This is a genomic window from Bacillus cereus group sp. BfR-BA-01382 (genome assembly GCF_022663475.1).
Classification (GTDB): Bacteria; Bacillota; Bacilli; order Bacillales; family Bacillaceae_G; genus Bacillus_A; species Bacillus_A thuringiensis_S.
In genome coordinates, this window is the sequence record NZ_JAKUFQ010000041.1 from 15,049 (window position 1) to 28,857 (window position 13,809).

Sequence of the window (13,809 nt, forward strand, 5' to 3'; positions counted from 1 at the left end):
TTTGATACATAAAATGCTCCGTCTGTCCAATTATAGAAGCTATTTTGGACGTAAGAAATTTGTAAGTAATGAGTAAGAAAAAAGAGATTTTCATAGTATAAAATATTTATTATAGCTACTTTTAACACCTGATACTAATAGTGTGCTATAATATGAATTAGCAACAAAAAGGAAAGGAATTAGAACAATGACCTTAGAAAATACTAAAAATTTAAAAAAACAAGTTGCTCCTTTTGAAAAATCAACGATTAAAAAAAGTGTTTGGCAACTGATCAACACAATCGTGCCATTTATTATTTTATGGTACCTTGCTTATAAAAGTTTGTCAGTTTCTTATTGGTTAACATTAGTTCCAGCACTGTTAGCCGCTGGATTTATGACAAGGATTTTCATTATTTTTCATGATTGTACCCATTATTCATTCTTTAAAAGTCGACGTGCAAATAGAATAGTTGGAACGTGTATGGGTGTTTTAACATTATTCCCATTTGATCAGTGGGGGCATGAGCATTCTATTCACCACGCTACGAGTGGTAATTTGGATAAGAGGGGTACAGGGGATATTTGGACGCTTACAGTAGATGAATATGTAGCAGCACCATTTAGACTCCGTTTAGCATATCGTTTATATCGCAATCCATTCGTTATGTTTGGGTTAGGCCCAATTTATGTTTTCCTGCTTAAAAATAGATTTAACCGAAAAGGTGCTAGAAAAAAAGAACGTATGAACACTTATTTAACAAATATTTTAATCGTTGCTGTAGTAGCTATACTTTGCTGGGCGATTGGGTGGCAATCGTTTCTGTTAGTACATGGTACTATATTCTTAATAGCAGGTTCAGTAGGGATTTGGCTGTTTTACGTACAGCACACATTTGAGGATTCTTATTTTGAAGAGGATAAAGATTGGGAATATGTGAAAGCGGCAGTGGAAGGAAGTTCTTTTTATAAGCTTCCCAAAATTTTGCAATTTCTAACGGGTAATATTGGATTCCATCATGTTCACCATTTAAGCCCAAGAGTACCTAACTATAAACTAGAAGAGGCACACAATAATACGCTTCCTTTAAAAAATGTACCAACGATTACGCTTGCTACAAGCTTACAATCACTACGTTTCCGTCTTTGGGATGAGAAAAGTAACAATTTTGTTAGCTTTAAAGATGTCAAAAATATAATTAAAAATAATGTTTCTGTTCGGGTGAAATCTGAACTATAATTGCATCGCATATAAAACTCCCCTTAATCATTTTCGATTTAAGGGGAGTTTTTGTTTAAAGAGTAGATGCCAGATAAGAAGAAAAATTAAATGATTCAAATTATAATTGAAGCAGATTAGGAATTGCTCGTACGTAAGTACAAATATAAGGTGACAGTAAATACATTATGTTAATAAGTGGAGTTGTCATGAATTCTCCATTATGATAACTGTTCATAAATCCGACGGAAATTAATAGCAAAAAGGGGATAGTACAACATTATATCTAAAAATAAGAAAAGACTTGAATGGAAATTTCATTCATTTTTCTTGGTGTTCCGCATTCCATACACTTAAATAAGATGCATATTCTAATTCATCTGGATTCTCATGTAACATAGAAATGAATTCTAATTTATTTCCATCACAATCTAGAAAGTATACACTTGCAGCGGGCATCCACCTTTGGACAATTGGCTCTTGATTTCCTTTTCCTTGACTTCCTATCACTTCTATTCCACGTTCCTCTAACCAAGATTTAGAAGTCATTAAAGATTCTAAATTTACACCAAAAGCAAAATGTCTCGGCTCAAAGTCTTCGATATTATTTACTTCCCATAGTCCAAGCATTTGTTTTTTATTTTCTCCGACCCAAAAGAAAGCCACTCTTCTTTTGGAGAGTTTTCTTGCTAACGTTAATCCTAGCTTGTTTTGATAGAAATTTATCGCTTTTTCTAAATTTTTTACATGTAAATGAGTTTCGTATATGTTCTGTATTATTATGATCATTCCTTTCTTTATTGGTAACTACCAATTGAATAGTGAATGTAATTCTAAAGTTGAAATATGTATAAGCCTAGTAATGTACATCTATATCCGATATACCTACTTACTATTATATTGAAATTGAAATAAGATAAATCCAACTGAGGTAGCAAGTTTAAATGAATATTCTACTACTTTTGTAGGAGAGGGGATATATTCATTAAATTCAGATGAAATCATATTAAAATAATGAAAAACACTATTCTTTTCGTAAGAATAGCATCTTTTTTAATGTTCTTAAGTTGATGGCCATAGGGCAGAATTTGAAAAATGCGAAATTACAAAGCTAAGAATTTTAACTCCACAAAAAAATCGATTTCCTGTGGAGTTAAAGGAATCGACTTTTTATTTACCTTGTTGTATTAACGCGGCTGTTAACTTAATAGTAGATAAGTATAATCACCTATTTCTCCCAAAGTTCAATCAATCGACCTTCAGGATCCTTAATCCAAATAAACTTTCCAAATTCACTCATTTCTTCTTTCTTTTCAAGAGGTACACCAATATTCTCAAGATGCTTTATAGTCTTGTTTAGATTATATACTTGGAAATTTAACATTACTTGTTGTTCTGTTGGAAAATAATTGTCATTCTCAGTAAAGAAAGAAAAGATGGTCTCATTTCCTAACTGGGGTTTAATCACAGTCCCATTCCAATCTTCTATATCAAGTTTCAACACTTCACTGTACCATTTTTTTATAACATCAAGATTCTTAGTTCTCCAAAATATTCCTCCGAAACCTTTTATCATCGTATCTAACTCCTGTCTGTCTTTAAATATATATTAAATATATCAAAACAAAACAGTAATAGTAAGCTGAATCATCAACTTATGAACAGTAAAAATCATAATTGCTAGTATTGTAGCATTTACTACATTAACACTTTCAACATCATCATTGGCAAAACTTGAAATCTGGGGGGAAGGTATTGAAATGCTCACTTTTCAACCCATAGTTCATCTGAGAAATTCAGAACTTAAAGTGTTATAAATAATCCTTTCAATAGTAGGGAGAAATGAAAGAAGGAACGATAAAAGACCATACATGAAGTGAAGCGCCACGTGTGGTCTTTTATGTATCGTCAAATATTACATAGTCTCGCTAATTTTACTTTCACTATGAGTGTTAGTAGATATTCTTTTCTTAACTTTAAAGTGATAGTAGGTATAGCAAAAGATGATAAATGGTACAGTGCAATAGATTCCAAGTCGTTGTTCTGGGATAAAAATAAGACTGATTAATATAATGCCATACAATCCAAAACCAAGAATTGGTACGAGTGGATAAAGTGGTGTTTTAAATTTTAAGTCTTCTAATTTTCCACCGTCTGCTAAATAATGTTTGCGGAAAAAGAATTGAGAAACACAAATTGACATCCAAACAATAATGGTAATGACTCCGGAAATTGAAATGAGCCATAAGTAAACCGTTTCAGCAGCTACTACGCTTGTCAAAAGAGAAAAAGCAGAAATAGCTATCGTCATGATTAAAGCGTTGAGAGGAATCCCACGTGATGATAATTTCTTTAAAAAGGCTGGAGCCATTTCGTTTTTTGATAAAGACCAAAGCATTCGAGTAGCAGCGTATAGTCCTGAGTTTGCAACAGAAAGAACAGCAGTAAGAATAACAAAGTTCATAATATCAGCTGCATATGGAATACCGATATTATCAAAAACAGCAACGAATGGGCTCTTTGTTAATCCAGCTTCTTCCCAAGGAATTAAAGCAACAAGAACAAAGATTGCTAAGACGAAGAAAAACATCGTGCGCCATATAATATTTCTAATAGAACGAGGTAAAGTTTTTGCTGGATCTTCACTTTCACCTGCTGCGATTCCAACAAGTTCTGTACCTTGGAAGGAATAGTTGACTGTAACCATTGTTAAAAGAATAGCGGCAAGTCCATTTGGGAATAAACCACCATGATTTACGAAATTTGATAATAGCGGAGCGGGTTCGTCGCCTTTTAAATCAATAAAACCGAACATAGCGGCGCCGCCAAGAATAATGAAAGCGATAATGGCAGATACTTTTATACTTGAAAACCAAAATTCTGTTTCTGCATAACTACGAGCAGATAATGCGTTAATAGTGAAGATTGTAACGCCAAATATTAAACACCAAACCCAAACAGGAATATCAGGAAACCAGCGCTGCATTGTAATGCCGGCAGTTGTAAATTCAAGACCGGTCGTATTCGCCCAGCTTAACCAATACAACCATCCGATTGTAAAGCCAGTTGCAGGATTGATGAACTTAGTGGCATATTCCTGGAAAGAACCTGAGACAGGCATGGCTACAGCGAGTTCACCAAGACATAGCATAACGAAATACATTAATAATCCACCGGCCATAAAGGCAAGTACGGATCCACCAGGTCCAGCTTGACTTATTATAAAGCCAGATCCGTTAAATAACCCCGTTCCAATCACACCACCGAGTGCAATCATGAATAAGTGTCTACTTTTCATCGTTCGTTTTAATTCATTGTTTGTATTACTTACTTGGGCCATTGTTTTCCTCACTTTCGTAGTTGATAGAATAAAGTTTGATGTTTTTCCGTATTATGGAATGTATTCCGTGATGTGAAATCTTGTTATAATTTTCAGATAATTAAAAAGAAAAGTCAATATTTTTTTGTTTGCGTTTTCAATTCTTTGTTAGTGATATGTTTTTATTGTTAGAAAATTAAATAAATAAATTGATTTCATTTCGAATGTTTGCTAAATTGATAGTTAATTAAGCATACTAACATATTACGAGTAAAGTTGAGGCGAGTTATGGTACAGTCCATTGATCGAGCGATAAGTATTATTAAATTATTGAATTCTACAAATGAAAAAGAGTATTGGGCTATTTCTGATATAGCAGATGGAACACATCTCCCAGTTAGTACAGTACATAGATTACTTAACTCTCTAATGGAGCATGGGTTAGTTACACAAATACCAGAGACAAAACAGTACAAAATTGGACCAATGTGGATGGAAATAGGGTTACGTCAATTGGAGAAGGTAGACTACAGATCAGTTGCAAGAGAAGTGATGAAGCGGTTGGCCTTTGAAGTCGAAGAAAGTGTCTATTTAAATATTCCAAACGGAACACATTCTATTATCATTGAAAGAATGGATAGTCCTTTAAAAATTCGAGTTATCGATAATCTAGGGGAACAAATTCCACTTTCAATTGGTGCCGCAAATAAAACGATGCTTGCTAATATGAAAACGAATGAAATGGAACATATTGTAGAACATTTACTTTCTTCATTACCAGAACAAAAGCAAATTCTTCTTAATCAAATAAAGCAAATAAAAAATGAAGGATATGCTGTCAGTTATGGTGAAAAAACAGAAGGGACAGCTTCAGTAGCTGCACCTATTATCGGATTTAATCATAAAGTAGTAGGAGCATTAAGTGTTGGGTTAATTAGTCATCGTATTAATGATGATCGACTATCTTTTCTTATTAGCAAGGTAAAACAAGCAGCTCATGAAATATCAATAAAAATCGGCAGTACATCAGAACTATAATTTTGATAGCTGTCGTCATTTTTTTATTCATATACTGGAATTCGTTTTCATAATGCGGAAAAATAGGGGGATTTATATGTCAAAGTGGCAATCAAAAGAACAATTGATTCAATTATTAAGCAGTCTTGTTGAAATTCCTAGTATTACCGGTTCAGAAGCTGAAGTAATATTGCCAGACTTTGTTGTGGAACAATTATCTGAATTACAGTATTTCAAAGAAAACCCGCATCATTTACAAAAAAATCCGACAGGGGACGGACGATATTTTGTTACAGCACTAGTAAAGAAAAAAGATAGTACAAAAAATACTGTAATTCTAGTAAGTCACTTTGATGTTGTAGATGTACAAGATTACGGAGTGTGGAAAGAAGATGCATTTAATCCTAAAAAGTTAACATCTATGTTTTATTCTCATAAAGATGAACTTCCAGAGCATGTGCGTGAAGATATAGAACATGGGGAATGGCTGTTTGGTAGAGGAACAATGGATATGAAATGCGGTCTAGCATTACAAATGGCAATGATTGAACAAGCATGTGAAGGAAGATTCGATGGGAATGTTCTTTTATTGGCTGTACCAGATGAAGAAGTGAATTCTGTAGGGATGAGGGCCGCTGTTCCGGGACTGTTAGATTTAGCTAGAGAGCATAACTTAGATTATAAAACGGTCTTAAACTCAGAGCCTATGTTTTCAAGACATCCTGGTGACCAAAATAAGTATATTTACACTGGCTCTATTGGTAAAGTGTTACCTGGTTTTCTTTGCTATGGAAAAGAGACACATGTAGGTGAACCTTTTGCAGGCTTAAATGGGAGTTATATGGCTTCATTAATAACAGCAGAATTAGAGTTAAACACAGACCTTTGTGATATTGTAGAAGGGGAAGCGAGTCCTCCGCCAACTAACTTACTTCAAAGGGACTTAAAGGAGGATTATTCTGTACAAATTCCGCATCGTGCAGTTACATTATTTAATTTGTTTTTATTAGAAAAATCAATGACAGATGTAGTTTCATTGTTACGTCAAAAAGTAACGAAAGTAGCAGAGAAAATAGAAGAGTCGTATGAAAAACATGCATATCGTTTTTCTAAATATAATCCATTTATACCACCTAATCTCAAAGTAAATGTATTAACGTATGAAGAGCTTATCACATATGCAATTGAGCAACATGGACAAGAAAAAATAAATCATATTCAATCTAATATTATAAAAAATAGAGAAGATAAAGATGATCGTGCGGTAACGATTGATTTAGTAGATAAATTAGCGATTTTATGTAAAGAAAAGGCACCGATGATTGTACTTTTCTTCGCTCCGCCGTACTATCCAGCTGTGAGTTCACGCAACAATCCTTTAATAAAAGAGGTGGTTGTAGAAATGGAAAAGTATGCACACTACAATCATAAGATTACATTTGAAAACCAAAATTATTTTGGGGGGATTTCAGATTTAAGCTATGTAGGCTTGCAGTATCCACTGGATTCAATGAGTTCGCTTGTAGACAATATGCCATTATGGGATAAAGGTTATTCAATTCCGCTTCAGGAATTAGAAGAGTTTGATGTTCCAGTATTAAATATGGGGCCGGTAGGAAAAGATGCACATCAATGGACAGAACGTCTAGATGTAAACTACGCATTTGAAACACTATTAGATATGTTACCGAAATGCATTGAAAAATTATTAGTTTCTAATAAAATTACACAATCATAGTAGGGAATAGGTAAGGGATAAAACAGAACCTTTAAAGAAAATTCGAATGAAATTATTTTAATATAATTAAAAACGGAACGGCCAAGCTCAATTTTATATGAGTTTGGCCGTTTATCATGTAGTGAATTTTTAATTAAAATTATGTGAATTCATAGCTAACGTAATCTCTTTTATAGTTTTATTTTTTAGTTTGACCAGATAGTTCAACAGACTTTTGCGTACAACGCTGCATAGCTGAAATAATCGCTGTTCGTAATCCTTTTTCCTCTAATGTTGCTACAGCTTCTATTGTCGTTCCACCAGGAGAACAAACCATATCTTTCAATTCACCTGGATGTATTCCTGTTTCTAGTACCATTTTTGCAGAGCCTAACACAGCTTGAGCAGCGAATTTATATGCTTGATTTCTAGGCATACCATCTAGTACAGCAGCATCTGCCATCGCTTCTATAATCATATATACATATGCTGGTGAAGAACCACTTACAGATGTTACAACATCCATTAATTTTTCACTTACGATCTCTGTTTGACCAAAACTATTGAAAATGTTTAGTACATCTTCTAAATCTTTTTCTGTCACCATTTCATTAGGGCATAATGCAGACATTCCTTCTCCAACAAGAGCAGGAGTATTAGGCATTACTCTTACAACTTTTAATTTTTTATTAAAGGCATTTTCAGTACTTTCAATACTTTTACCAGCAGCGATCGTAACGATGATAGCATCGTTTTTGATTACTTCTTTTATTTCATTAATTATTGATGCGTATAGGTCTGGTTTAATTGATAAAATTAAAATATCAGCATTTTTAGCTACTTTATTGTTGTCGGTAGTTGTAGTTAGCCCATATTTTTCACTAGCATTTTTTAAATTAGCAGTGTTTAAATCTGAACAAATAATATGATTTGAAGACACTATCTTTTTGTTTAGCATCCCGCCAATCATAGCCATTCCCATATTTCCGCAACCGATGAATCCAATTTGTTTATCCATAATAACTCAATCTTGCTCCTTTTATAATCAATTATATCGGTTTGATATTGTTATCTTAGAATAATAATAATATCCCTGTGCAATATAAAGAAACATTCTAAGAGAATATATTCCTTTTTGCAACACTAAAAGATAAAAATTAATTATATTCGACATTATGTAAATATATACACTATAATGTAAGGTTTTATGTTTATGAATATGAGTTAAACTTATATCAATTTGTATTTTCATTCAGTAGGGCAATAATTTCATACAAGTCACTTGTGGCACTATTTATTTTTAAAAATACCTCTTGACACCGAATTGAACTATATCGCATAATATAAAAAAATTAGATTGAAAATCGTTGAAGGGAATTAGTACATATGTCTTCTTGCGAAAGAGAGTGGAATTCACCGGCTGAAAGATTCCTCGTATAGAATGTATCGAACCTATCCCCGAGTCTTAAATGAAAGTTTAGGCGTTCGCCTGCGTTATAGGCACCAAGTGGATATCTATGTATATCAATTAAGGTGGTACCGCGGAACAATGACCGTTTCGTCCTTTTTATTTTATTAAGGGCGAAGCGGTCATTTTTATTTTGCTCTTAAATACTTCAATGCAGCATTGATGAGAATAGATATAGTTGCAAAGTGAATGAAGTGTAAACTATAAAAACTTTGATTTTAGACTTGGGGGATAAAAAGGTGAAAAAACAACGAATTGTTGTAAAGATTGGAAGTAGTTCCTTGGCAGATAGTCACGGAGGCATCTCTACAGAACAGCTTTCAGATCACGTTGCCGCATTGGCTCGGTTGAAAGAGGAAGGGCACGAGGTTGTGTTAATTACATCTGGAGCCGTCGCTGCAGGTTTTTCAGCGCTAGGATATCCTAGTAGACCTGTAACGATTAAAGGGAAACAGGCTGCAGCAGCTGTCGGACAAAGTTTGTTAATGCAGGCGTACACGGAGGAATTCCGTAAATATGGCATCGTTACTGCGCAACTTTTGCTGACGAGAAGTGATTTTTCTAGAAAAGAACAATATAGTAATGCTTACGCTACGTTAGGAGAATTACTAAACCGTTCCGCTCTTCCAATTATTAATGAAAATGATTCCATCTCTTTAGAGGAGCTGACGTTCGGTGATAATGATATGCTGTCAGCTTTAGTAAGCGGGCTTGTTTCGGCGGATATGCTTATGATCTTTACGGATGTGAACGGGTTATATGACAAAAATCCTCAGAAAAATGCGGATGCAAAAAAATATTATTTTCTTCCTGAAGTTACGGAAGAAATTTCTTCTCTTGCAGGAGATGCTGGCTCAAAACTTGGGACTGGTGGTATGAAATCAAAAATCGATGCTGCAAAGACAGCACTCTCTCTTGGTGTGAGTGTATTTATCGGGACAGGACGTGGACAGGAAAAGTTTGTAGATGTTTTGAAGGGTAAGGGTGATGGAACGTATGTTGGTAATGCTCCTCAAAAAGAAATGAAGATGAACAAGCAATGGATTGCCTTGCATTCGCTTGTTAGCGGACAAATTGAAGTAGATGCTGGGGCGGCTACTGCCATCATTCAGCATGGTAAGAGTTTACTTCCAGCTGGTGTTACGAATGTATCAGGATTTTTCCAAGTGGGTGAAGTTGTAGAGGTTGTAACGCAACAAGGGCGCGTAATAGGAAAAGGACAATGCACATATAGTGCAGAGGAACTAAGAGATGTAAAAGGTATGCAAAGCCAAGATATTCAAGTAAGAGGCGAGAGACATAGTTATGAAGTCATTCATAGAGATCATTGGGTTTCACTTTAAAAAGGAGGAAATGAAAATGAATGAAGTGTTGGCAAAGGGGATAAAAGCAAAAGAGGTTGCTAGAGAACTTGTGCTTAAAACTACAGATCAAAAAAATGAAGCACTTGCTGCAATTGCTAATCAGTTGATAGTAGAAACAGCTTATATTTTAGAAGAAAACAAACGGGATATTGAAGAAGGTAAGGAGAAAGGATTTTCTGATTCACTCCTTGATCGCCTTTTGCTGAATGAACAGCGAATTGTTGATATGACAGAGGGTATTAAGCAGTTAATTGAATTACGTGATCCTATTGGAGAATGTGTAAGTGCATGGGAACGACCAAATGGACTATCTATTCAGGAGATGCGCGTACCACTTGGTGTTGTCGGAATGATTTATGAGGCAAGACCGAATGTAACTGTTGATGCTGCTACAATTTGTTTAAAAACAGGAAACGCAGTAATACTACGTGGTAGTTCTTCTGCTATCCATTCTAACAAAGCCATCGTTAGCGTTATTCACCGGGCGCTTAAGCAAACTAGCTTGCCTTCAGAAAGTGTACAGCTCATAGAAGATACAACGAGAGATAGTGCAAAACAGCTGTTTACATTGAATGAGTACTTGGATGTTCTTATACCAAGAGGCGGTAAACAATTAATTGATACAGTAGTGAGAGAAGCGTCTGTTCCAGTACTTGAAACAGGTGCGGGAAATTGTCATATATTCATTGATGAAACAGCGGATAAACAAATGGCATTTAATATTATTATAAATGCAAAAACACAGCGCCCATCTGTATGTAATGCAATTGAGACGATTGTACTTCATGAGAATTGGGCAGAGCAATATGGTAGCGAGTTGTTTTCTTCTTTGAAGGAAAGAGGAGTAGAGCTACGCGGTGATAATAAAGCAGTGGCGATTGATACTTCTATCTTACTTGCGACAGAAGAAGACTGGGAAACAGAGTTTTTATCTCTCACACTAGCAGTGAAAGTGGTTGCCACTGTTGAAGAAGCGATTCATCATATAAATACGTATGGATCTATGCATTCTGAAGCGATTATTACTGAAAACGAGGAAAACGTCAGCAAGTTTTTTACTTCTGTAGATGCCGCGGCACTTTATCATAATGCATCGACTCGTTTTACAGATGGATCCGAATTTGGATTCGGAGCGGAAATTGGTATCAGTACGCAAAAATTACACGTAAGAGGACCAATGGGGCTTCCAGCATTAACTTCCACAAAATATGTAATTCGTGGAAATGGACAAATTCGGAGCTAAGAATAACAAAAGACATCCAATTTAATTGAGATGTCTTTTGTTATTATAATATCCATTTACCATACAAAAAGCCCTACAAGCATAGCGCTTAATAAAGAAACAGCCATCCCGCTAACAAGAAGCTTCCAAACATTTTTACCGATGACTGATGATTTTTCCCCGCCAAATAATGAATTGTAAGTTCCGTAAATCATACCTACTGTACTAAAGTTAGCAAAAGAAGCTAGAAATGTTGTTGCAACCGCAACCGTATGCGGTTGTAGCGACTTTAAGTTTGATTTTAAATCCATCATAGCAACAAATTCATTCGTCGTAATTTTTATTCCCATTAATTCAGCTACATACATAGCATCTTTGCCGGATAAACCGAGTAAAAATGCAAAAGGACTAAAGATAATGGAGAAGATTTTTTGAATTGTTAACCCCGTTACAAAAAAGCCTAAAATCCCATTTAAACATGCTGTTAAAGCTACATACCCAATTACCATGGCTAAAATAACGATAACCATATTCATTCCAACTAACATACTGTTTGAAATAGTAGAAAAGAAATCCTTTTTTTCATGCTTTGAAGGTGTATATACGACATCATCTTCTTTCGTAACTTCCACAGGATTTAATACATTGGCTAAAATTAATGCATTAATACAGTTTAAAGGGATTGCACTGAAAATATATGTAGCTGGTACCATTGATAAATAAGCGCCAAGAATGGATCCGCTAACGCTACTCATACTCATAATTCCAAAAGTTAATAATCGATTTTCTTTTAAAACAGATAATTGATCACGAACAACTGCAAGTGCTTCGGTGTTCCCTAAAAACATCATTTGAATGGAAAAGAAACTTTCTAACTTTGGCAAACGAGAAATCTTTGAAATAACTGCACCTACTTTATCAATAATCCAAGTTAAGATTCCGAAATAAGATAGAATATCGAAAAAAGTAATAACAAAAATGATAGGAAGTAATGCACTAAAGAAGAAATCAATGTGTGGACTGTCCATAGCGGAAGGAAATGCAAAGCGAATACCTTCGTTCGCGCATGCCAGTAGCCAACTGAAAAATGACGCAATTTTATTAATGATAATACTGCCGAGTTTCGTGCCTAACATAAACCACGTAATAAAAAGCTCCAATATGATGAGAATTACAATTGGTCTCCATTTTATATGTTTTTTATTAGGCGAACATAAGAAAACGATTAATATGACAACGAAAATCCCTAACATATTTAATATGAAATGCATGTCAACCACTCCTTGAGCTTTATTATTTGTATATAAAAAAGCTCTTATTCTTCTTAATTTAGAATGAATGTGGTTTAATTTATATTTTTGTAAATTCTAAAAATATAGAAGGGTAAATTCGATAAAAATAGAATTTAATACATAGCAAACAAGGAGGAGATAAAAATGGAGGTCTATCACATAAAGAGTAAAAAGAGGGAAACATACAACGTTCAGGTGAAATATTCGATACTTTTCGAATGTGCACTTGGTATTGCAGCAATTACTCATAAAAGGTTAATTGATACTCTTGAAAAGACTGAAAGTGAATGGAAAGGAATTAGACAATCATTAACAAATGAGATGAGAGAACACTTGCAGTTTGTAGAAGAACATAATACGTGGAAAGCATTGCTTCAGTTATTGTATAAAGAGGATTTTCAAGATTTATCGCAGTTTAATTTTAAAATTGATTTACTTTCAGAAGAAGATTTGAAATTTATATGTTTACCGTTTTTAGGGGAGAAGTATGAAGAGAAAAGACGTTTAGCCGCAAGTAGAGATGTAACTGCAATACATGAACTAAAGGAATTAACGCAGGATCATCCGTTTTTTTCTACTTATATTAGCTTTATATGTGATGTAGATGTACAAGTGCTAAAATCTCATTTAATCACTGTAATGACAGGTTGGTATGAGAGCATAATTAAGAAAGAGGAAGAAGAAATACTTTCTATATTAAAACGAGATTATGAAGCAAAAAATGAAATGAATAAAAAGATGAAACCGGAAGAGTTTGTCGAGTGGGCGACTGGCGGAGTGAACTATATGCCAGAGCCAAGTGTTCATCACGTACTTCTTATTCCGCAAATGACGTACAGACCGTGGAATATTGAAGCAGATATTGAAGATACGAAAGTATTTCATTATCCAGTTGCGAATGAAAGCATTCATCCTGAAGATCCGTATGAACCGAATTATTTTTTAGTTCAAAAACATAAGGCTCTTGGGGATGAGGCGAGATTGCGAATTGTAAAAATGTTGTTTGAAAAAGAACGTACATTACAGGAAATAACGGAAAGATTGCAGCTTGGTAAATCGACAGTACACCATCATTTGAAATTGTTACGTGCAGCGAAGTTAGTTGATATACATGACGGAAAGTATGTATTAAGGAAGAAAGCAGTACAGTCGTTAGCAAAAGAATTAGAAGCGTTTTTGAATAGATAATATGCAACAAGAATGTACATAAAG

At 34.4% G+C, this 13,809-nt stretch carries 11 protein-coding genes and 1 other annotated feature; of the genes, 6 read left to right on the forward strand and 5 right to left on the reverse strand.

From position 1 onward, the window contains the following. Positions 1-187: 187 nt before the first annotated feature. Complete coding sequence (desA, locus tag MR160_RS17275; RefSeq protein WP_000171500.1) at positions 188-1,219, forward strand: Delta(5) desaturase DesA; 1,032 nt, start codon at positions 188-190, stop codon at positions 1,217-1,219. 300 nt (positions 1,220-1,519) lie between these two features. Here the strand turns inward: desA and MR160_RS17280 are convergent, their stop codons facing one another. The 3 genes from MR160_RS17280 to MR160_RS17290 form a co-directional block, all read right to left on the reverse strand. Further along, positions 1,520-1,978, reverse strand: coding sequence for a VOC family protein (locus MR160_RS17280; protein WP_025989052.1), 459 nt, complete (start codon positions 1,976-1,978; stop codon positions 1,520-1,522). 448 nt (positions 1,979-2,426) lie between these two features. Continuing rightward, entirely contained in the window at positions 2,427-2,774 is a 348-nt protein-coding gene (locus MR160_RS17285; protein WP_000589588.1) for a VOC family protein, read from the reverse strand. A gap of 339 nt (positions 2,775-3,113) precedes the next feature. After that, on the reverse strand, positions 3,114-4,538 hold the full coding sequence (locus tag MR160_RS17290) for an amino acid permease (protein ID WP_000079994.1): 1,425 nt from the start codon (positions 4,536-4,538) through the stop codon (positions 3,114-3,116). 267 nt (positions 4,539-4,805) lie between these two features. Here MR160_RS17290 and MR160_RS17295 point away from each other — a divergent pair, with 267 nt between their 5' ends. After that, positions 4,806-5,555 carry an IclR family transcriptional regulator gene (locus tag MR160_RS17295; RefSeq protein WP_000250748.1) on the forward strand — a complete coding sequence of 250 codons (750 nt, stop codon included), beginning with the start codon at positions 4,806-4,808 and terminating at the stop codon, positions 5,553-5,555. 52 nt (positions 5,556-5,607) lie between these two features. Beyond that, a complete protein-coding gene (locus tag MR160_RS17300; RefSeq protein ID WP_003309623.1) occupies positions 5,608-7,272 on the forward strand; it encodes a M20/M25/M40 family metallo-hydrolase in 1,665 nt (554 codons plus the stop codon). Positions 7,273-7,450: 178 nt separating this feature from the next. Here the strand turns inward: MR160_RS17300 and proC are convergent, their stop codons facing one another. Then, the gene (gene proC, locus MR160_RS17305) at positions 7,451-8,269 is read right to left on the reverse strand and encodes a pyrroline-5-carboxylate reductase (RefSeq protein WP_000360732.1); all 819 of its coding nucleotides are present in this window, start codon (positions 8,267-8,269) and stop codon (positions 7,451-7,453) included. Positions 8,270-8,609: 340 nt separating this feature from the next. Beyond that, positions 8,610-8,820: a binding site (T-box leader), on the forward strand. Between the two features lie 138 nt (positions 8,821-8,958). Between proC and proB the strand changes: the two genes are divergently transcribed. Both proB and MR160_RS17315 read left to right on the forward strand, forming a co-directional pair. Further along, positions 8,959-10,062, forward strand: coding sequence for a glutamate 5-kinase (gene proB, locus MR160_RS17310; RefSeq protein ID WP_000744738.1), 1,104 nt, complete (start codon positions 8,959-8,961; stop codon positions 10,060-10,062). A 16-nt stretch (positions 10,063-10,078) separates the two neighbouring features. Beyond that, positions 10,079-11,326, forward strand: coding sequence for a glutamate-5-semialdehyde dehydrogenase (locus MR160_RS17315; RefSeq protein WP_001006616.1), 1,248 nt, complete (start codon positions 10,079-10,081; stop codon positions 11,324-11,326). Positions 11,327-11,382: 56 nt separating this feature from the next. Here the strand turns inward: MR160_RS17315 and MR160_RS17320 are convergent, their stop codons facing one another. Continuing rightward, on the reverse strand, positions 11,383-12,576 hold the full coding sequence (locus tag MR160_RS17320; RefSeq protein WP_042598027.1) for a NupC/NupG family nucleoside CNT transporter: 1,194 nt from the start codon (positions 12,574-12,576) through the stop codon (positions 11,383-11,385). A 165-nt stretch (positions 12,577-12,741) separates the two neighbouring features. Between MR160_RS17320 and MR160_RS17325 the strand changes: the two genes are divergently transcribed. After that, positions 12,742-13,785, forward strand: coding sequence for an ArsR/SmtB family transcription factor (locus tag MR160_RS17325; RefSeq protein WP_081143950.1), 1,044 nt, complete (start codon positions 12,742-12,744; stop codon positions 13,783-13,785). Positions 13,786-13,809 lie beyond the last annotated feature (24 nt).